At 72.6% G+C, this 19,196-nt stretch carries 19 protein-coding genes and 2 pseudogenes; 6 read left to right on the forward strand and 15 right to left on the reverse strand.

Annotation, left to right across the window (positions count from 1 at the left end; all coding sequences use genetic code 11):
• Positions 1-66: 66 nt before the first annotated feature.
• From ACFV6D_RS30205 to ACFV6D_RS30215, 3 genes are all read right to left on the reverse strand, one after another.
• A complete protein-coding gene (locus ACFV6D_RS30205; protein ID WP_380561918.1) occupies positions 67-1,548 on the reverse strand; it encodes an FAD-binding protein in 1,482 nt (493 codons plus the stop codon).
• A 376-nt stretch (positions 1,549-1,924) separates the two neighbouring features.
• Complete coding sequence (locus ACFV6D_RS30210; protein ID WP_380561920.1) at positions 1,925-3,484, reverse strand: flavin-containing monooxygenase; 1,560 nt, start codon at positions 3,482-3,484, stop codon at positions 1,925-1,927.
• Between the two features lie 17 nt (positions 3,485-3,501).
• Positions 3,502-4,389: a class I SAM-dependent methyltransferase gene (locus ACFV6D_RS30215; protein ID WP_063350786.1), complete on the reverse strand. Its 888-nt coding sequence runs from the start codon at positions 4,387-4,389 to the stop codon at positions 3,502-3,504.
• A 784-nt stretch (positions 4,390-5,173) separates the two neighbouring features.
• On the opposite strand from ACFV6D_RS30215, the gene ACFV6D_RS30220 reads away from it, so the two are divergent.
• Genes ACFV6D_RS30220 through ACFV6D_RS30230 form a run of 3 tightly spaced genes read left to right on the forward strand, consistent with a single transcriptional unit; the run spans position 5,174 to position 7,187 of the window.
• Positions 5,174-5,434: a hypothetical protein gene (locus ACFV6D_RS30220; RefSeq protein WP_063350787.1), complete on the forward strand. Its 261-nt coding sequence runs from the start codon at positions 5,174-5,176 to the stop codon at positions 5,432-5,434.
• A gap of 17 nt (positions 5,435-5,451) precedes the next feature.
• Positions 5,452-6,435: a 3-oxoacyl-ACP synthase III family protein gene (locus ACFV6D_RS30225; RefSeq protein ID WP_063350788.1), complete on the forward strand. Its 984-nt coding sequence runs from the start codon at positions 5,452-5,454 to the stop codon at positions 6,433-6,435.
• Positions 6,432-7,187 (forward strand): SDR family NAD(P)-dependent oxidoreductase, encoded by a 756-nt coding sequence (locus ACFV6D_RS30230; protein WP_363377635.1) that lies wholly within the window; start codon positions 6,432-6,434, stop codon positions 7,185-7,187. Before ACFV6D_RS30225 ends, ACFV6D_RS30230 begins: the two co-directional genes overlap by 4 nt.
• Before the next feature lie 153 nt (positions 7,188-7,340).
• Here the strand turns inward: ACFV6D_RS30230 and tpx are convergent, their stop codons facing one another.
• The 7 genes and pseudogenes from tpx to ACFV6D_RS30265 form a co-directional block, all read right to left on the reverse strand.
• Positions 7,341-7,841, reverse strand: a complete 501-nt coding sequence (gene tpx, locus ACFV6D_RS30235) for a thiol peroxidase (RefSeq protein ID WP_063350790.1) — start codon at positions 7,839-7,841, stop codon at positions 7,341-7,343.
• Between the two features lie 315 nt (positions 7,842-8,156).
• Positions 8,157-8,639: a hypothetical protein gene (locus tag ACFV6D_RS30240; protein WP_380561922.1), complete on the reverse strand. Its 483-nt coding sequence runs from the start codon at positions 8,637-8,639 to the stop codon at positions 8,157-8,159.
• A gap of 11 nt (positions 8,640-8,650) precedes the next feature.
• Positions 8,651-9,265, reverse strand: coding sequence for a hypothetical protein (locus ACFV6D_RS30245; protein ID WP_159398585.1), 615 nt, complete (start codon positions 9,263-9,265; stop codon positions 8,651-8,653).
• A complete protein-coding gene (locus ACFV6D_RS30250; protein WP_380561924.1) occupies positions 9,262-10,989 on the reverse strand; it encodes an alpha/beta hydrolase in 1,728 nt (575 codons plus the stop codon). The genes ACFV6D_RS30245 and ACFV6D_RS30250 overlap by 4 nt, the downstream gene beginning before the upstream one ends.
• A complete protein-coding gene (locus ACFV6D_RS30255; RefSeq protein WP_380561926.1) occupies positions 10,989-11,378 on the reverse strand; it encodes a type VII secretion target in 390 nt (129 codons plus the stop codon). The genes ACFV6D_RS30250 and ACFV6D_RS30255 overlap by 1 nt, the downstream gene beginning before the upstream one ends.
• Positions 11,379-11,655: 277 nt before the next feature.
• Positions 11,656-11,862 (reverse strand): annotated as a pseudogene (locus ACFV6D_RS30260) (SAM-dependent methyltransferase); the annotation flags it as partial.
• A gap of 14 nt (positions 11,863-11,876) precedes the next feature.
• Positions 11,877-12,413, reverse strand: a complete 537-nt coding sequence (locus ACFV6D_RS30265; RefSeq protein ID WP_380561928.1) for a hypothetical protein — start codon at positions 12,411-12,413, stop codon at positions 11,877-11,879.
• Between the two features lie 195 nt (positions 12,414-12,608).
• Here ACFV6D_RS30265 and ACFV6D_RS30270 point away from each other — a divergent pair, with 195 nt between their 5' ends.
• On the forward strand, positions 12,609-13,196 hold the full coding sequence (locus ACFV6D_RS30270; protein WP_380378267.1) for a PadR family transcriptional regulator: 588 nt from the start codon (positions 12,609-12,611) through the stop codon (positions 13,194-13,196).
• Positions 13,189-14,847: an FAD-dependent monooxygenase gene (locus ACFV6D_RS30275; protein WP_380561930.1), complete on the forward strand. Its 1,659-nt coding sequence runs from the start codon at positions 13,189-13,191 to the stop codon at positions 14,845-14,847. Before ACFV6D_RS30270 ends, ACFV6D_RS30275 begins: the two co-directional genes overlap by 8 nt.
• Before the next feature lie 57 nt (positions 14,848-14,904).
• On the opposite strand, the pseudogene ACFV6D_RS30280 reads toward ACFV6D_RS30275, so the two are convergent.
• Together ACFV6D_RS30280 and ACFV6D_RS30285 are read right to left on the reverse strand one after the other, a co-directional pair.
• A pseudogene (locus ACFV6D_RS30280) lies at positions 14,905-15,285 on the reverse strand (SDR family NAD(P)-dependent oxidoreductase); the annotation flags it as partial.
• Positions 15,286-15,465: 180 nt separating this feature from the next.
• A complete protein-coding gene (locus tag ACFV6D_RS30285) occupies positions 15,466-16,029 on the reverse strand; it encodes a YbaK/EbsC family protein (RefSeq protein ID WP_079136165.1) in 564 nt (187 codons plus the stop codon).
• Between the two features lie 118 nt (positions 16,030-16,147).
• On the opposite strand from ACFV6D_RS30285, the gene ACFV6D_RS30290 reads away from it, so the two are divergent.
• Positions 16,148-17,035, forward strand: coding sequence for a fructosamine kinase family protein (locus tag ACFV6D_RS30290; RefSeq protein WP_380561932.1), 888 nt, complete (start codon positions 16,148-16,150; stop codon positions 17,033-17,035).
• A 23-nt stretch (positions 17,036-17,058) separates the two neighbouring features.
• On the opposite strand, the gene ACFV6D_RS30295 is transcribed toward ACFV6D_RS30290, so the two are convergent.
• From ACFV6D_RS30295 to ACFV6D_RS30305, 3 genes are read right to left on the reverse strand one after another with little or no spacing between them, the layout of a single operon-like run.
• A complete protein-coding gene (locus ACFV6D_RS30295; RefSeq protein WP_380561934.1) occupies positions 17,059-17,553 on the reverse strand; it encodes a cupin domain-containing protein in 495 nt (164 codons plus the stop codon).
• Positions 17,546-18,439 (reverse strand): NAD(P)H-binding protein, encoded by an 894-nt coding sequence (locus ACFV6D_RS30300; protein WP_380561936.1) that lies wholly within the window; start codon positions 18,437-18,439, stop codon positions 17,546-17,548. The genes ACFV6D_RS30295 and ACFV6D_RS30300 overlap by 8 nt, the downstream gene beginning before the upstream one ends.
• 5 nt (positions 18,440-18,444) lie before the next feature.
• Positions 18,445-19,023, reverse strand: a complete 579-nt coding sequence (locus ACFV6D_RS30305; protein ID WP_380561938.1) for a PadR family transcriptional regulator — start codon at positions 19,021-19,023, stop codon at positions 18,445-18,447.
• Positions 19,024-19,196 lie beyond the last annotated feature (173 nt).

The raw sequence follows: 19,196 nt of genomic DNA on the forward strand, positions 1-19,196 counted from the left end.
CTGTGTCTGTGTCTGTGTCTGCATGTCTGCTGTGTGTGTTTGTTGTGTGTCTGTTTTTTTGTGTTGTTAGGGGAAGATGTTTTGGCCGGGGGTGAGGGTGTGGGTGGGGTCGTATTTGTGTTTGGTGTTGGTGAGGTTGGTCCATTGGGGGCCGTAGTGGTTTTTCCAGTCGGTGGGGGTCATGTGGGGGATGGCGCCGACGAGGTAGCGTTTGGCGCCGAGGGTGGTGGCGTGGTCGTAGAGGGTGCGGTTGTGGGTGAGTTGGGTGGTGGGGTTGGTGCCTGGGTGGGGGAAGGTGAGGAGGTCGAAGAGGTAGGTGGTGGGTTCGTTTGGGGTGATGGCGTAGGGGTGGGTGAGTTTGTTGGTGGGGAAGGGGTAGAAGAGGAGGAGGCCTTGGCCGAGGGTTTGGGGGGTGAGGAGGGGGGTGGCGTAGGTGATGAAGTTGGCGGCTTGGGTGGCGGGGATGAAGAGGCTGAGCCAGGGTTTGGGTTGGTTCCAGTAGCCGAGGTTTTTGAGGTTTTGGGTCCAGGTGTCGGCGCGGTAGGTGTATTCGCGGTAGGTCTGGTCGGTGGTGGTGGTCTGGTGGGGGTTGGGGTTGAGTCCGGTGAGGAGGGGTGTGGGGTTGGGGGGTGTGGTGCCGTTGTAGTAGGTGGCGGTTTCGATTTTGTAGAGGGGGGTGGTGTCGGGTTGGGGGATGATTTCGCCGATTTGGGTGTGGAAGCGGCCGTCGTGGAGGATGGTTTCTTGGTCGGTGAGGTAGGTGGTGAGGTTGTTGTAGTAGAGGTTGAAGACGAGGGCGCGTTGGGGGGCGGGGATGAGTTTGATGGTGGCGCGGATGATGATGCCGAATTGTCCGGCGCCGGCGAGGGCGGCGTGGAAGAGGTCGGGGTTTTTGGTGGGGGTGGCGGTGAGGAGGTGGCCGGTGCCGGTGATGATGTCGATGGATTCGACGGTGTCGGCTTGGAGGCCGTGTTTTTGGACGGTGTTGCCGATGCCGCCGATGCTGATGGTGCCGCCGATGGAGAGGTGGAGGTAGTCGGTGAGGCAGGGTGGGGTGAGGCCTTGGTTGAGGGTGGCGTCGGTGAGTTGGGCCCAGGTGACGCCGGCGTCGACGGTGGCGTTGGTGGGGGTGATGGTGTGGATGCGGTTGAGGGTGCGGGCGTCGATGCTGATGCCGCCGTTGGGGGAGGCCTGGCCGTAGTTGGAGTGTGATTCGAGGTCGTTGTCGGTGCCGCTTTGGCCGTTCATGGCGACTTTGAGGCCGTTGTGGCGGGCGTAGTTGATGATTTTGATGATGTCCTGGTCGGAGCCGGGTTTGAGGACGGCGTGGGGGGTGTTGGTGGTGAGGCGGCCGAAGTCGTGGCTGAATTCGGTGAGGGTGGTGGTGTCGGTGGTGAGGGTGCCGTCGAGGGTGGGGACGGGGCAGTGGTTGTGGGTGGTGGGGGTGTTGGTGGTGGCCCAGGTGCGGGTGGTGGTGTTGAAGGCGGTGATGAGGGCGGTGGTGGCGGTGGTGGTGAGGATGGTGCGCCTGGTGAGGGGTTTGGTCATGGGGTTTCCTGTTCTGGGGTAGTGGGTGTGTTCGGGTGGTGTGTGTTTGTTCGTGGGTGGGGTGCTTGATGGTGTGACGGTTGCGGGTTGGCGGCCGGGTGGTGGTTAGTGTGTGAGGGCGGGTGGGTGGGTCCTGCGGGGTGGGCGGTCTGCTGGGTCCGTGTGTGTGTTCGGTTGTTGGTTGTGTGTCCGGTTCGGTTTCCGGTGGGGTGTCCTGGGGTGTGGGCCGGCCGGGCGGCGGGGTCCGTGGGTGGGCGGGTGCCGCCCGGCCGTGTTGGGTGTGCCTGTGTGGTTGTGTGCGTGTGCCCGCGTGTGCCCGCGCGTGTGCCCGCGCGTGTGCCCGCGTGTGTGTCCGGGTGTGTGCGTGTGTGGGGGGTTAGGGGGTGGTGTGGGTGACGGTGGCGCGTTGGTAGTTGAGGAGGTCGAAGCGGCGGGTCTGGCGGCGGAAGCGGTAGGTGTAGGTGGGCCAGATGGAGGGGTTGTTGCCGTGGTGGTCGGTGTACCAGCTCTGGCAGCCGCCGGCGTTCCAGACGGTGTTCTTCAGGCGGTCGGTGAGGGTCTGGTTGTAGGCGTTCTGGGCTTCGGGGCGGATCTCGACGGAGGTGATGCCGAGTTTGTCGATGGTTTTGAGGGCGTCGACGATGTAGGCGATCTGGGCTTCGATCATGACGGTCTGGGAGGAGTGGCCCAGGGTGGTGTTGGGGCCCAGGAGCATGAAGAGGTTGGGGAAGCCGTGGATGGTGGTGCCGCGGTGGGCTTTCATGCCGTGGGTGTGCCAGGTGTCGCGCAGGGTGGTTCCGTCGCGGCCGTGGATGCGGCGGGCGACGGGGCGGTCGGTGGCGGTGAAGCCGGTGGCCAGGATGATGGTGTCGACGGTGCGGGTGGTGCCGTCGGCGGTGGTGATGTGGGTGGGGCCGATGTCGGTGATGGTGTCGGAGACGATGTCGACGTTGGGCTGCTGGATGGCGGGGTACCAGGTGTTGGAGAACAGGAGGCGTTTGCAGCCGACGGTGTAGTCGGGGGTCAGGCGCTTGCGCAGGCCGGGGTCGGGGACGGATTTCTTGAGGTGGCCGGCGGCCATGTTCTTCATGCCGGTGGTGCGGGTGGGGCGGGACATGAAGAACGCGACGATCTCGCGGCCGTTCTTGTTGAAGGCGCGGCGGAAGCGCTGGTAGCCGGGCAGGTGGCGCAGCATCCAGGTGTGGCGGGGGGTGTTGGGCTTGTCGGGTTTGTGGGCGACCCAGGGGGGTGTTCGCTGGTAGAGGTCGAGGCGGGCGACCTGGTTCTGGATGGCGGGGACGAACTGGATGGCGGAGGCGCCGGTGCCGATGACGGCGACGTTGCGGCCGGTGAGGTCGTGGTCGTGGCGCCAGCGGGCGGAGTGGAAGAGGGTGCCGGTGAAGGTGTCCAGGCCGGGCAGGTCGGGGACGGCGGGCTCGGAGAGGTAGCCGGTGCCGGTGATGAGGATCTGTGCGGTGTAGCGGCCGTGGGTGGTGTGGATGCGCCAGTGGCGGTGGTCGGCGTCCCAGTGGGCGTCGAGGAGTTCGTGGCCGTAGCGCAGGTGGGGTTCGACGCCGAAGCGCTGCGCGGTGTCCTTGAGGTAGGCGTGGACTTCGGCCTGGGTGGCGAAGGTGGACTTCCACTGCGGGTTGCGGGCGAAGGAGAAGGAGTAGAGGTGGGCCTGGACGTCGCAGGCGCAGCCGGGGTAGGTGTTGTCGCGCCAGGTGCCGCCGAGGTCGGTGGCGCGTTCGAAGACGAGGAAGTCGTCGGTGCCGCTCTGCAGGAGGCGGATCGCGGTGCCCAGGCCGGAGATGCCGGCGCCGATGATGGCGACTTTGAGGTGGCGTACGGCGGTGGTGTCGGGGTGGGTGGTGGCGCCGGCGGGTTCGGGCTGGTCGGCGCCGGAGGGGGCGGGGTGTTCGGCGGTGGTGGTCATGGCCGGGGTGTCCCCTTTCAGGCGCGGCGGGTGAGGGTGACGCGGAAGTTGTTGAAGATGTGGTCTTCGAGGGTGTAGGCGAAGATGTCGAGGTAGCGCTCGAAGCGCTGGACGGTGGTCTCGTCGGCCATGGCGACGGCTTCGTCGCGGCGGGCGGCCAGGAGCTGGAGCCAGGCGCGGCAGGCGCGGGCGAAGGACTCGGGTTCGTTGCGGATCTCGGTGACCTCGAAGAGGCCGTCGAGGCCGGCGGCGAGTTCGGGCAGGCGCGGGATGTGGCAGCCCTCGAACTCCTCGCGCTGGAGGAACTTGAGGTCGTCCAGGAGCTGGCGGCGCAGCGGGGGGTTCTCGACGGTCATGGTGTGCAGGACGAAGCGGGCGCCGGGCTTGAGCAGGGAGTGGACCTGCTTGAAGAAGACGCGGTAGCGCTGGGTGCGCTCCTTGGGGGTGAGGGAGGAGAGCACGAAGTGTTCGAGGGCGTTGATGCAGAACGCGGCGTCGTAGGGCTCGCCGTCGGCCTTGTGGTCCTCCCAGCTCTCCACGCGGGCGTGGATGGCGGGGTTGTCGAGGGCGGCGACGAAGTCGGCCTGGGTGCGGGAGAGGGTGACGCCGACGGCCTGCTGGACGCCGTGGACGGTGGTGAGGCGGTTGAGCATGGTGCCCCAGCCGCAGCCGATGTCCAGGACCTTGGCCTTGCCGGCGGCCTGGGCGAGGTCGGTGAAGACGTCGAGCTTGCGTTCCTGGGCCTCGTCGAGGGTGGCGACGAGGTCCTCGCCGTCCTCCCAGTAGCCGCCGGAGTACATCATGGTGGGGCCCAGGATGAGGCGGTAGAGGTCGTTGCCGACCTCGTAGTGGTGGCGGATCGCGTCGACGTCGGGGTTGATGGAGCGGGTCTCGGCGGTGGTCATGCGGGTGTGCCCCTGTTCTGGTGGCGGATCGGATGGACCGGATTGGGCCGGGCTCGGCCGGGCCGGACTGGACTGGACTGGACTGGGCCGGGTGGTGCGGGTGTCCGGTGGTGCGGGTGTCCGTGGTGCGCGGCGCCGGGTGGTGCCTTTCCCCGCGTGGACGGCCGTTGCGGTGGCGGTGGCCGCTCTCGTCGTCTGCGGACGGGAGCGCCGGTGAGGGCGGCCGGGTCCGTGCGGTGTGAACGGCCGTGCGGGTCGGGGTGGTCGGGGTGTGTCCGTGCTTGCCTACGGTCGCCCTCCCGCCCCGGCGGGTGCGGCCTGCGGCGCGGTGCGGTGCGGTGCGGTGGCCTCGGTGCGGTGGCCTCGGTGCGGCGCTGTGCGGGTGCGGTGCGGCGCTGTGCGGGTGCGGTGCGGTGCGGGTGCGGTGTCCGCGTCGCGGTGCGGTGCGGTGCGAGGTGGTGGGTGTCGTGCGTGTGGGTGCGGTGTCTCGGGTCAGGTAAGCGCGTGTCTCGCAAGCGGTGCGCAAGCGTGGGCGCAGGGCCGGGGTTGCGGGGCGTTTGCGTGGGGGTGGGTTTCATGCGGTTTCGACAAGACACGCGGCCCCCACGGCCTTCCCGGGTTTTTCCCCGGGGGGTTTTCGGGTTCCGTCGCGGTGCGTTCCGTGGCCTGTGGGCGGCGGGGGGCGCGGTGGCGGTGTCCGTGATCCTCCCGGGGTGTCCGGGTCTGTTCTGCCTCATCACGTGTTGGCGCCCGTTCCGGGGCGTCCAGGAAGGAACGATCACTCATGTCCGACATCCCCACCATCGAGGACCTGGCCGCGCAGTTGCAGGCGGTGTCCGGGGCGCAGGAGATCGACGCGGACGCGGCGCTGCAGCACATCGCGGACGTGGACTCGCTGGATCTGATGGAGTGGCTGTACGGGTTCCAGAACCAGTACCCGCACATTCCGGCGGACGAGTCGCTGTTCGCGGACATCGACGACACGACGACGCTGCGGGTGGTGCACGAGCGGATCCTGGCGCTCGTGGGCCAGGCCGGCGTCTGAGCGCGGGGCACTGCTCGATGAGCGGCTTCGACATCACCGGGTGGGGGATCTCCGTCCCCGAGCGCGTGGTGACCAGCGTGGAGCTGGCGGAGCGTTTCGGTGTGGACGAGCACTGGATCGTCTCCAGGTGCGGGATCCGGGAACGGCGGGCGGTCGGGGCGGGGCAGAGCACCGCGTCGATGGCGGTGGAGGCCGGACGCCGGGCGCTGGAGCGGGCGGGGCTGTCGGGTGCGGACATCGCGCACCTGATCGTGGCGACGGCGACGCCGGAGCAGCCCTCGCCGGCGACGTCGGCGTTCGTCCACGACGCGCTGAAGATCGCGGGCAGCGCGCACGACGTGAACTCCGAGTGCGCGGGGTTCGTGTACGCGCTGGTGACGGCGGTGGGTCTGCTGCACATGGACCCGCGCCCGATCCTGGTGATCGGTTCGGACACCCACACGCTGACCGCGAACCCGGCGGACCGGGACCTGTCGATCCTGGTGGGTGACGGGGCCGGTGCGGTGGTCCTGCAGCCCGGCCCGGTGGAGCGGGTCCTGGCGTGGAACCTGGGCGCGGACGGCTCGTGCAAGGACAGCCTGAAGGTCCTGGCGGGGGGCTCGCGGATGCCCACCACCGAGGAGACGGTGCGCCAGGGCTTGCACTACGCGCAGATCAACGGCAACGAGATCTACCTGAACGCGGTGCGCTACACGGTGCGCACGATCCGCGAGACGCTGGAGCAGGCGAAGCTGACGCCGGCGGACGTGGACCACGTGGTGCCGCACCAGGCGAACATCCGGATCATCAACTCGGTGCTCGCCCACACCGGGATTCCCGCGGACCGTCTGGTGGCGAATCTCGACCGGTACGGCAACACCGCTTCGGCGTCGATCCCCATCGCGCTGGCGGAGGCGCTGGACGCCGGGCGCATCCAGGACGGCGACACGGTGCTGCTGGCCGGGTTCGGTGCCGGGATGACGTGGGGTTCGGTCCTGCTGACGTGGGGAGGGGCGCGGTGAGCGGCAAGGGCGCCTTCGGGCAGCGGCCCGCCTCCCCGGTGGCGCTGGTCACCGGCGCCTCGGGGGGTCTGGGCCGGGAGCTGGCGCTGGCGCTGGACGCGGCCGGGTGCCGGGTCGCGGTGCACTACAACAGCGCCCGCCAGGCCGCCGAGGAGGTGGCGGGCAAGCTGGCCGGCGACCACGTCCTGGTCACCGGCGACGTCGCGGACTACGCGCAGGTCACCGCGATGTACGAGCGGATCACCGAGGCGCTGGGCCCGGTGGACGTGCTCGTCAACAACGGGGCGGTGCGCAAGGACGCGCTGATGGCCATGCAGAACCCGGTCGAGTGGCGGCAGGTGATCGACACGAACCTGGTCGGTTCCTTCCACACCGCGCGGGTGTGCGTGCCGGCGATGCTGCGGGCCCGCTGGGGCAGGGTGGTCAACATCGTCTCCCCGTCCGCGCTGATCGCCACCGCCGGGCAGACCGCCTACGCGGCGTCCAAGGCGGGGCTGATCGGGCTGACCCGCACGCTGGCGGCGGAGTGCGGGCGCCGGGGGGTGACGGTGAACGCGCTGTCGCCCGGGTTCATGATCACGGGGATGACGGACACCCTGCCCGAGCACGTGATCGCCGGGATGCGGGAGAAGGTGCCGGTGCCGCGGTTCGTCACCCCGCAGGAGGTCGCCCGTTCCATCGGGCTCTTCCTCGACCAGGACTGCATGACCGGACAGGTCATCAGCATCGACTCGGGAGCCTCCATCACCTGACCCCCCCCGCCGGCCCCGCCCGCTGCCCTTCCCGGCCCGCCCCCCAGGTGAAGACCTCAGGGGCGGGCCGGGCCGCGTGCGCAGGCAGCCCGGCCGGGGCCGGCCGGGGCCGACCGGGGCCGGCGTCCCGTGGCGGGGCCTGGGCGAGGACGGCTAGGCGAGGACGGCGAGCGCGGCCTCGTAGTTCGGCTCGTCGGCGATCTCCGCGACCAGCTCGGTGTGCAGGACGGTGTCGTTCTCGTCCAGGACGACGACGGCGCGGGCGGTCAGCCCCGCCAGCGGGCCGTCGGCCAGGGCCACGCCGTAGTTCTCGTGGAAGTCGCGTCCGCGCAGGGTGGACAGGGTCCGGACGCTGTCCAGGCCCTCGGCGCCGCAGAAACGGGCCTGCGCGAACGGCAGGTCGGCGGAGATGCACAGCACCACGGTGTTGGCCAGCGAGCCGGCCTTGGCGTTGAAGGTGCGCACCGAGGTGGCGCAGGTGGGGGTGTCGATGCTGGGGAAGATGTTGAGGACCTTGCGCTTGCCGGCGAAGTCCTGCAGCGAGGTGTCGGCGAGTCCCTCGCCGACCAGCGTGAACGCCGGGGCCTGGCTGCCGGCCTGGGGCAGCGCGCCGCCGACCTGGACCGGGTTCCCCTTCAGCGTGACCTGAGCCATGAAAAGCCTCCTACCAGCGGTGGAATGTGGTGACAACGCCGCCGATCCTACTGCGCGCCCCCGGCCCCGGACGCCGGGTGGCCACCTCTCGGACACGGGAGGGCCTGCGGGTGCCCGCGCCGCTGTGCCCGCCGCCGCGCCTGCCGGCGGGTCTACCGGTGCGCCTGCCGGCGGGTCTGCCAGCGGGTCTGCCGGTGCGCTCGCCGGTGCGCCTGCCGGCGGGTCTGTCGGCGGGTCTGGCGGTGCGCTCGCCGGTGCGCCTGCCGGCGGGTCTGCCAGCGGGTCTGTCTGCGGGTCTGGCGGTGCGTCTGACGGTCAGGTGGACCAGAACGGGTCGTCGTGGCGGGGCAGGACGTCCAGGTTGCCGTTGGGCAGGGTCGGTTCGGGCACGTAGGTGCCGAAGGGGTCGCGGTCGCGGATGACGGGGATGGGGCCGACGGTGGCCTGGAAGGTGATGTTCCCGGCGGCGCCGAACAGCACGGCGACGCCGTATCCGGCGGGCGTGGTGGCGAACATGGCGGGCTGGCGGGGGTTGACGGCGGTGATCCGGTAGCCGCGGGCCTGCCAGCCGCGTTCGGTGACGCCCAGCAGCGCCCCGTACCTGGCGGGGGCGACCCTGGTGGTGACGTGCCGCTCGCGGGTGGCGGTGGCGTAGCCCAGGGAGCGGTCCTGGAGGCCGCCGGTGGTCTGCTCGGTGGAGCGCGGCCAGCCGTCCCAGTGGCGCAGCGGGGGGCGGATGGCGGACATCGCCTCGTCGAGGAGCGCGTCGAGGGCGTGGACGGCCTGTTCGGGGGTCATGGGGGCGGCTCTCAGTGTGACCAGAACGGGTCGTCGTCCGTGGGGATGACGTCGAGGTTGCCGTTGGCCATCACGGGGTCGGGGGTGGGGGTGCCGAACGGGTCGCGGTCGCGGATGACGGGGATGTGGCCGCCGCCGGAGGCCTGGAGGGTGATGTTGCCGGCGGCGCCGAACAGCATCGCGACGGAGGATCCGTCCCCGGTGGCGGCGAACAGGGCCGGCTGGTTGGGGTTGACCGAGGTGATCTTGTACCCCTTGGCTTTCCAGTCGCGTTCGGCCATGTCCATCAGGGCGGTGTACTTGGCCTTGGAGACCTTGGTCATGATGTGGCGGTCGCGGGTGGCGATGGCATAGCCCTTGGAGTGGTCGTCGATGCCCCCGCTCTGTTCGGTGGAGCGCGGCCAGCCGTCCCAGTGGCGCAGCGGCGGCTGGATGCCGGAGAGCGCCTCGTCCAGGAGCGCGTCGAGTTTCTGGACGGCCTGTTCGGGTGTGGTGAGGGACTGGGGTGCCGGGTGCTCGTCGCCCACGCCCGCGCCCGCGCCCGTGTGCCCGCAGGCCGTCAGGGCGAGTGCCAGCGTGGCGGCCGTGAGGCCGAGCCGTCGTGCGGTCGGGGTTGCCATGTTCATCGGCCTTCCTGCCGTGTCACGGCGTCGTACCTGCCGGCCACGATCTGGCCGATGTTGTTGATCGACTCCGCGGTCGCGGTGTCGGAGGAGCTGTTCATGTAGTTGGAGTGGGAGTCCAGGGACAGGGACTTGCCGTCGGGGACCGCGAACCGGTTGGCGCCGAAGTCCTTGCTGGCCGGGTCCTGGCCGAACCAGAGCTGGTTGTCGGGGGCGAACGTCTGGTAGAGGTCGTCGGCGACGGGGCCCAGGACGGGGCCCAGGACCACGTCGGTGGCGACCCGGCCCTTGGCCGGCAGGTGGCTGACCGGGTCGTTCTCGGCGTCGCCGACCCACACGTGGTGGGGGTCGATGTGCAGTTGGGAGGCCTTGTCGGCGCCGGTGCCGGGGGAGCCGACCAGGATGATGTCGTCGGCGCCGGTGCCGCCGGGCAGCTGCGCGCCCAGGCCCACCGTGGTGGAGCCGTAGCTGTGGGCGAGGGCGACCAGGTGCGCGGGCGCTCCCTCGTGGGTGGCGCGCAGTCCGGCCATGAACGTGTCGTAGGCGGCGCCGCCCTTGGCGGCGCGGTCGGTGCCCATCACCTCCAGGGGCCGGGGGTCCCCGTCGAGGACCTTCTCCAGTCCGGGCGGCGGGTCGTAGCCGAGCCAGATCATGGAGGCGACCTCGGCACCGGAGTCGGCGATGTGGGCGGCGTTCCACACGTTCAGGGCCCGGTCGGCGTCCTTGCCGCCGACGGAGGACAGCTTGGTGCCCAGCCCCGGCACGTAGGCGCTGACGTTCTTCGCGGTGTCGGGGTTGCCGAAGGACAGGATGCCGCGGCCCTGGCCCTGTTCGCCGACGCCCAGCAGGAACGCGGGCGGCTGCCGGCCGTTCTGCACGTTCAGCTTGTCCCGGATCGCGCGGAAGCCCTCCAGTTTCTGCTTCTCGTCGTCCGACGGGTTCGGCTTGTGCTCGTAGGTGTCGATCAGGTGCGCCAGGTTGAGGCGGTTGGCCTGGTCGCGGGCGGTGGCGGGGATGCCGTCGCGCATGCCCAGCAGGTCGGGGTGGGCCTGGACCAGTCGCTGCTGCTCGTCCGGGGTCAGGCCCTTCCACCAGGAGTTGACCTCGGTGGGGGCGGCGCCGGCGGGCGGCCAGCCGGCCGCCATCAGGCCGGTGCCGAGCTCGTCGACGGCCTTGCGGTCGGCGCCGGCCTGCGCCAGGTCCAGGCCGGTGCCGGTGCGGGCCCGCACCGTCAGGTCGTCCAGCAGCTTGGCGATCTTCTGGTCGGCGCCGTCGGCCTCGGTGACGGCGTGGGAGATGCGATCCGCCAGCGCCCTGGCCCGCTGCGGCGTGTCGTACCCGGGGTCGTGGCGTTCGGCCTGCGAGGGCGCCGGCCAGCTGACCGTGCCGTCCTCGGCGACCGTCAGCCCCGTGCCCTGCGCCTCCTTCAGGGCCTCCTTCAGCTTGGACTGCGCCAGCTGGAAGCTCTCCGAGGCCTCGCGCAGCAGCCCCGACACCGCGGACATCTCGGTGTGCGCGGCGTCCAGGCGCCCGCTGGTGCGCTGCAGCGAGGCGTTGGCGGCGCCGGCCGCGGTGCCGACCCACTGGCTGTTGAAGACGTGCTTGGTGACCTCGGTGTTCATCGCCTGGACGTGCTTGCCGAACGCGCCGGCCAGGGTGTCGTAGGCGCCGGCGGCGCCGGCCAGGCCGGACAGGTCCGCGTCGCGCAGCTGGGCGAGGGTGACCATCAGTTCACCGCCGGCGCGTAGGGCCCGGCGCCGGGCGCCTTGAGGGCGCCGGCGTTGCCCGAGTCGGTGCCGCGGTAGTTGCCCGCGGTCTGGCCCAGCTTCAGGCTCACCCCGTCCACCTCCGAGGCCAGCTTGTTCAGGCACTCCTCCCACGCCGCCGTGCAGGCGTGCAGCGACGCCCCGGTGCGCCAGCCCGACAGCGCCGCGACCGCCGTGTCGGAGGGCTCGTGGATGTGCTTGAGCTCGCCCGGCATCGCCTCACCGGTGTCCTTGGCGGCCTTTGCCGCCGCGTCCAGGTCCGCCGGGTTCACCCCGAACAGCGGCCCGCCCGCCGGCGGACCGTAGGGCCCGTACAGGCCCGGCCCGTCGGAGCCCGCGTACGCGTTCATGGATCCCGTCCCCCCGCTGGTCGACCGACTGCTGTGCCCGCTTGGGGCCGCCCCGGGGCCCGCACCCGGGGCCGCGGCCGGGCTCGTGGCCGGGTCCCGTGCGGGCATGCGAAACCGCACGCTTGTACGGTTCGCGTCGAAGCATGGCGAAAATAGCAGATCAGCCCACCGGCGCAGGCCCGGTGACGGCCTGGCGGCGGGCTTTCGGCGCCCGCGTCCCGGCGGTGGCGCCCCGTCACCCGGGCCCGGGGCGGGGCGGTCGGGCGGTGGCGCGGGTCTACGGCTGCGGTGGCCGGGCGGCGATGAAGACGAGTTCGCGGCCCGGCCGGTCGGGGGCGTCGCGGACCTCGCGCAGGATGAAGCCGTGTGCGGCCAAGTCCGCCTCCACCTCGCCGCGTTGGCGAAAGCGCAGGGTGGAGGTGGAGGTGGGCTGCTGCCCGTCGGCGGCGAACACGCAGGTCCGCCGGAAGGTCACCGGGGCCGGCCCGGCCGGGCGGTTCAGGGGGTGGGGTCCGCCGGCCCGGTCGGGGAGGGCCAGGGGTGGGCGGGGTCCTCGGTGATCCGTACCTGCTGCGGGGCGTCGCGGGGGAAGGTCCAGATCCGTCCCAGGGTGCTGGTGGCGGTCACCGCGGTGTCGTCCAGGGTGACGTCGGCGAACGGGTTGGAGGAGCAGGAGATCGCGAGCCACTCCAGGGTGTTCTCGTCATCGTCGCGGGTCAGCGCGACCCAGCCGATGCTGCCGTGCTCGGACGCCTCGCCGGCGAGCGCGCGGCTGCCGGCGTGGGTGCTGGCGGCGAACGTCGTGTCGACGTCCGTCCAGTCGGTGGGGGTCCACGCGGTGGCCCGCAGCAGTTCCCCCCAACTCCACTGCTGGGCCCGCGGGTCGTGGCGCCGGCCGGCGGGGGAGAACCGCATGAGCTGCATCACCGACAGCGACCCGTCGCCGAACATGATGAAGTCCCCGTGGGGCGCCTCGCGGGCACGCCAGCGCTCATGGACCAGGCCGGACCGGGGTCGCGCGTCGTCAAAAGCCACGCCCGCCATGATCGCACCCGGCAGCGCCCCGGCAACGGCCGGGCCCGAACTCCCCTTCGCGGCAAGGCCGGTGCGGCGCCGCGCCGCGGCGGGCGACTCGGACCACCCCTTCCACATACTCGGATCCGAGTAGTACGATCCGAGTATCACCAGCCCGGCCCCGACCCGGGCCCCCGCGTGCGACCACGGAGTGCCATGACCGCCAAACGACCCGCCAACCCCCTGGCCCTCGCCCTGCTCGGCCTGCTCCTCGAACAGCCCCTGCACCCCCACGCCATGGCCACCACCCTGCGCGAGCGCCACCTCGACCAGGCCTTCAAACTGACCACCGGTTCGCTCTACGACACGGTGCGCGCCCTGGCCCGCGACGGCTGGATCGAGGCCACCGACACCGAACAAGTCGGCGCGCGCCCCGCCCGCACCGTCTACCGCCACACCCCCCAGGGCCGCCAGTACTTCACCCAGTGGCTGGACGAACTCATCCGCGAACCCTCCCGCGAATACCCGAAATTCCTGTCCGCCGTCAGCTACCTGGGCGCCCTGGGACCGCACCGCGCCGCCCAGGCCCTGCGCGAACGGGCCGCCGCCCTGCAGACCCGCATCACCGAGAGCGAACAGGCCCACCACAGCGCCACCCGCGAACACCACGCCCCCCGACTGTTCGTCATCGAGGCCGAGTACGGCAACGCCATGCTGCACGCCGAACGCCAGTGGGTGCTGCGCACCGCCGAGGAGATCGAACAGGGCACTCTGGCCTGGCCGGAGGCCGCCCCCGATGCCTGACACCCCCACACCCGCACCTGCACCCGCGCCGGCCCGTACCGGACAGCGCTTACCCGCCGCCGAGGCCGCCGCCGCAGCCGCCGGGGCCGGCGACGCGGACGTCCTGGTCGTCGGCGCCGGCCCCGCCGGCCTGATGCTGGCCTGCGAACTGGCCCTGGCCCGCGTGCGCACCGTGCTCCTGGAACGCGACCCGTCCCCGCCCGGCTTCTGCCGCGGCTTCAATCTCAACGCCCGCAGCCTGGAACTGCTGGAACGCCGCGGCCTGGCCGAGCGCCTCCTCGCCGAAGGCCCCACCGTGGCGACCACCGCGTTCACCGCACAGGCCCGCCTCGACCTCGCCGCCATGCGCACCCGCCACCCCTACGTCCTGGGCATCGCCCAGACCAGGGTGGAGGAGATCCTCACCGAACACGCCCGCCACCTGGGCGTACGCATCCTGCGCGGCCACCGCCTGACCGCACTGCACCAAGGCGACGACGGCGTCCACGCCCACACCGACACCCCCGACGGCCCCGCGCTGCTGCGCGCCGGCTGGCTGGCCGGCTGCGACGGCGGCCGCAGCACCGTACGCGGACTCGCCGCCATCGCCTTCCCCGGCACCCCCGCCCGCCGCTTCACCCTGCTCGCGGACGTGGTCCTGACCGACCCCCGGCAGATCCCCTTCGGCGTGAACACGGGCGAGAACGGCACCGTGTTCGCCATCCCCAGGCCCGGCTACGTCCGCCTGCTCACCGCCGACCCCCACCCGCCCCGGGACCGGCACGAACCGCTCACCCTGACCCGCTTCCAGCAGGCACTGGACCACGCCCTGGGACGCCGCGTCCCGATCGCCCGCGCCCACTGGCTGACCCGCTTCGGCGACGCCGCCCGCCTGGCCGAACGGCTGCGCCGGGGCCGGGTGCTGCTGGCGGGCGACGCCGCCCACATCCACCCGCCCGCCGGCGCCATCGGCGTCAACGCCGCCATCGACGACGCGATGAACCTCGGCTGGAAACTCGCCCTCGTCGCCCGCGGTCAAGCCCCCCAAACCCTCCTGGACACCTACCACAGCGAACGGCACGCGGCCGGCGCCAGGCTGCTGCGCAACACCCGCGCCCAGGCGCTGCTCGCCGGCGACGACGAGGAACTCGCGCCGGTGCGCGACCTGCTCGCCGAACTCGCGCAGGCCAAGGAGACGGCCGGCCCCCTGGCCGAGGAGATCACCGGCATCGCCACCCGCTACCCGGCCCCCCACGGCAGCGGCCACCCCTGGGAGGGCGCGATGGTCCCGGACATCCCCCTGCAACACGGCACCCTGCAGCACGGCACTGTGCAGGACGGCACCCTGCAGCACGGCACCCTCCAAGACGGCGCCCTGATACCGCTGCTGGCCCGCACCGGCGCCGGCGCCCTGCTCCTGGAGGACACCGCCGCGGCCGAGGCGCTGCGCGCGGCGGCCGCCCCCTGGGCGGACCGGGTGAGCGCGGCGACGGTGCGGCCCGGCGCCCTGCCCGACACGCCCGCGGTGCTGGTGCGCCCGGACGGCCACGCCGCCTGGACCGCACCGCCCACCGCACCGCCCCGGGCCGCCGCCGAACAGCTGCGCGCGGCCCTGCACTTGTGGTTCGGGTCGGCGGCGGTGCCGGTGCCGGGGGCGACCGGCCTCCCGTAGGATCCGGCCGCTGTCGCGCAGCCGTGGCAGCACCCGCTGGGTGAGGAAGAGCGGCGCCTTGACGTTGACCGCGACCATCTCGTCGAACTCCTCGGGGGTGAGGACCTCGATCGGGCGCCCCATGAGGTTGAACCCGGCGTTGTGGACCAGGATGTCGATCGCCGCTTCCCCGTGCGTGCGCAGCCCGGCCGCCAGCCCGGCCATGAGGGTGTCCACGTCGCCGGGAACGCCCAGTTCGGCGTCCACGGTGAACGCCCGGCCGCCGGCCCCGGCGATGGCCGTGGCGCTCTCCTTCGCCGCCGCCTCGTTGCTGCCGTAGTGCACGGCGACCAGGGCGCTGTCCCGGGCCGGGCGTTCGGCGATGCCCCGCCCGATGCCCCGCCCGATGCCCCGGCTGGCGCCGGTGACCAGCGCGACCTTCCCGCCGAGGTCTCGCATGTCCACCCCTTGATCATGTTCCGCCGAGACCCCACCGTCCGACCCGACAAGGTCGGACTCGCGCGAGTTTGGCGTTCACTCAGGCCACGCGGGGGTGACGCCCTTTCCCGGACACGGACGCGCACGCCTCGGCCCCAGGCCGGCGGGCCGTCGCCCGAGCCGGTCCCGCCACCGCCGGGCTCAGGCGGCCAGGCCGGGGAGGACCTCGGCGCCGGGCAGCCGGGCCGCCGCCCAGCCGGGGAGGATCAGCTTGCCCCGCCGCCGCCCGCTGCCGATGAGCACGTGCGGGGCGGCGGCCACCGCCTCGTCGACCAGCAGCGGCCAGCCGCCCGGCAGGCCGACGGCGGTGATGCCGCCGTACTCCATGCCGGTGGCGGCGACGGCGACGTCCACCGGCGCGAAGGAGGCCTTGCGCGCGCCCAGGTGCCTGCGCACGGCGGTGTTGACGTCCAGGCGGGTGTCGGCGCGCACCAGGCAGGCGGCCAGGGTGACGTCGCCGCCGCGTTTGGCGGCGACCACCACGCAGTTCGCGGAGAGCTCCAGCGGCACGTCGTAGGCCTGGCAGAACACCGCGGTGTCCGCCTTGTCGGGGTCGGTGTCCACGTACAGCACGGATCCGGCCCACCCGTGCGCGTCCGCGTTCGTCAAGGCGTCGGTGACGGGGGCGGCGAGGTCGTCGCAGACCTCGATCGCCGCGCGGACGAGGGTGAAGTTCCCGAACGGGGCGCGCACGTTCTCGTTCATGAAGCGGACTGTACCGCGCCCCCGGCAGGCCTGGCGCGGGCCCTGCCGCTGCCCCTGGGGCGGCGAAATCCGGTGCCGGCCGGAGTCGGTGGCGCCGGGCGCGGGGAAGGGGCCCGCCATGGAAGATCTTGCACAGAACATCGATGAGGCGGCCGCCGGACAGGACGGTCCGCCGCCGCACCTGCTCCCCGGCCCGCCGGCGCACGCGGTGCGCCTGGCCGGCGGCGCCGCGAACACCGTCTGGCTGGTCACCCTGGCCGACGGCGGGCGCGTGGTGGTGAAATCCACCCCGGCACTGGCCCCCGACGCGTACGCGAAGGAGGCCCAGGGCCTGCAGGCCCTGCGCACCCACGGCGCCCTGCCGACCCCGCAGGTGCCGGCCCTCCACCCGGACGGTCTGGTCCTGGAAGCCCTCGAACAGCCGCCCGCGCACGACACCGCCTTCTGGGAACGCGCCGCACACGCGCTGGCCGGCCTGCACGCCACCACCGGACAGCGCTTCGGCTGGGCCGAGGACGGCCGGCTCGGCCGCCTGGCACAGCGCAACCCCTGGACCCAGGACGGACACGAGTTCTTCGCCCGCCACCGCCTGCTGCGCTACCTCGACGAACCCCTGGCACGCCAGGCACTCGGACCCCGGGGCCGCGCCGACCTGGAACGCATCTGCGACCGGCTGCCCCAACTCCTCCCCGCCGCACCGCCCGTCCTCACCCACGGCGACCTGTGGCACGCCAACATCCTCGCCCGCCCGCACGCGGCACCGGCGTTCATCGACCCGGCGGTGTGCTGGACATGGGCGGAGACGGACCTGAGCATGATGTTCTGCACCGGCGGCGTCCCCGCCCGCTTCTTCGACGCCTGCCGCGAACACCACCCCCTCACCGACGGCTGGCAGCACCGCATGCGGCTGCTCCACCTGCGCGAACAGCTCAGCTGCGCCGCCCACTTCGGCGCACGCGACGGCCACACCGGCGACCTCCTCGACGTGCTGCGCACCTACCGGTAGCGCGGCCGCCCGCTGCGCCGTCCTCAGCGGCCGTCGTCCGGCCTGTGGTGGTCCTGCGGTGCGTCGGGGACCAGTTCCTGGTCGTAGCGGGCCAGGAGGGTCTGCATCGTCCGGCGGTCGGGGCGGCCGCCGGCGGCGAGGGCGGCGGCCTCGATGAAGAACTCCTCGAAGCCGGCCGGGGTCAGCGTCACCAGGATCGTGGCGGGGGTGTCGCCGATCGCGGTGAAGGAGTGCGGGTGGGTGCGCGGGACGTGCAGGAAGCCGCCGGGGCCCGCCTCGGTGGTGTGCGCGTCGCACCGCAGGCGGAACGCGCCGCTGACGACGTAGAACGTCTCGTCGTGGCCGCGGTGCAGGTGCAGGGGCGCGCCCTGGCCGGGTTCGAAGGTGGACTCCAGGACGGCGATCGATCCGCCGCTCTGGGCGCCCGCGAGTTTGACGACGTACGGGCTGCCCGGCACGTGGTGGCGCCCGCCGTGTCCGGGGGCCAGGGCGACGGGTTCGCGGTGGGGGTCAGCCACGGCCGGGCTCCCGGCCGGGCTGCCCGCCGGGTTCCGCGCCGGGTTCCCTGGTGAACTCCTTGCGGTGGCGTTCGGCCCAGGCCCGGAACGGTGTCGCCGCGCGGCCGGTGATCTGCTGGACCGCGGGCGTGACGGTCGCGGCGAACGGTTCGAGGGAGGCGGCGCGCAGCGCCATGACCGCGTCGGCGGTCTCCGGGCGCAGGCCGTGGTCCAGGAGTGCCTGGCGGGCGGCGGGGGGCGGGATCTCGGTGAAGTCCAGTGGGGTGCCCAGGACTTCGGCGAGCGTCGTGGTCATCTCGCCGGGGGTGAGGGCCTGGGGGCCGGTCAGCAGGTGGGCCCGGCCGTCGTGTCCGGGCCGGGTCAGGGCGTGGGCGGCGGCCGCGGCGATGTCGGCGGGGTCGATGACGGACACCCGGCCGGCGGCGAACGGGGCCCGGACGGTGCGGGTCGCGCGGATCGCTCCGGCCCAGGCGAGGGTGTTGGACATGAAGCCCATCGGGCGCAGGAACGTCCATGCCAGGCCGCTGTCCTGGACGGCCTGTTCGCCCGCGCGGTGCCAGCGGGCGACGGGGTCGTCCGCGTCCGGGTCGGCGGCCCGGCCGGAGGACAGCTTGACGACGGCCTCGGCGCCGGCGCGGGCGGCCGCGGCGGCGAGGTTGGCGTCGTGGCGCGGGATGTCGGGGCCGTCGGAGAGCAGGAACACCTTGCGCACGCCCCGCAGGGCGGCGGCCAGGCTGTCCGGCTCGCCGAGGTCGGCGCCGACGACGTCCACGCCGCCTGGCAGGCGGGCCCGTTCGGGGCGGCGGGTGGCGGCGCGCACGGGGGCGCCGAGGGCGGCCAGGTGGCCGACGAGGGCGCGGCCGACGGTGCCGGTCGCTCCGGTCACGAGTATCACGGGGTCCTCCGGGTGTCCTTCGGCAGGCTGTTCTTCGGCAGGGTGTTCTTGGTCAGGGTGTCGAGCAGGTCGTCGTGCCAGGCCAGGTCGGCCTTCAGGCGGGCGAGGCAGTGCTCGAAGATCCACGGTTCGAGGCCGGTCAGGTCCGGCCGGGCGGCCTCGAACTGCTCCTCGAACAGGGCCACTTGGTCGGCCACGGCCCGCCGGCGCGCGGCGACGGCCCCGGCGAGGTCCTCGTCCGTGAGGTCCGCGGTGTACTGCAGGGCCAGGTCGACCGGGTCGGGCAGCAGGCGCACCTTGCGCAGCGCCGCGTCGCGCAGGGCGGCGAGCTCCCGGCGGCCCTGGCCGGTGATCGCGTAGACGGTCCGCTCGGGCGGGTTGCCGACCTTCTCGTTGCGCACCACCTCGACCAGGCCGTCGTCGGCCATCCGGTGCAGGACGCTGTAGAGCGATCCGGGCTTGACGTCGGTCCACAGCTCGGTGCGGTCGAGCTGTGCCGCCTGGCGGATCTGGTAGCCGTGCATCGGGCCGCCCCGGGCCAGCGCGCTGAGTGCGAAGAGTCGCGAAGTGCTCACAGTGTTAGTCGAACACGACTACGGGCCATAGTCAAACGCGATTATGGGCGGGGTGCGGGTGCGGGTGCGGGTGCGGGTGCGGCCGGGGCGGGGGGGGGGGGGGGGGCGGCGCCACCGGAACCGACCCCCCCCACGCGCGGCCGGCGGCCGGAGCCCGCGCGCGCGCCCCCCAG

Source organism: Kitasatospora sp. NPDC059812, from assembly GCF_042732075.1.
Taxonomy (GTDB): domain Bacteria; phylum Actinomycetota; class Actinomycetes; order Streptomycetales; family Streptomycetaceae; genus Kitasatospora.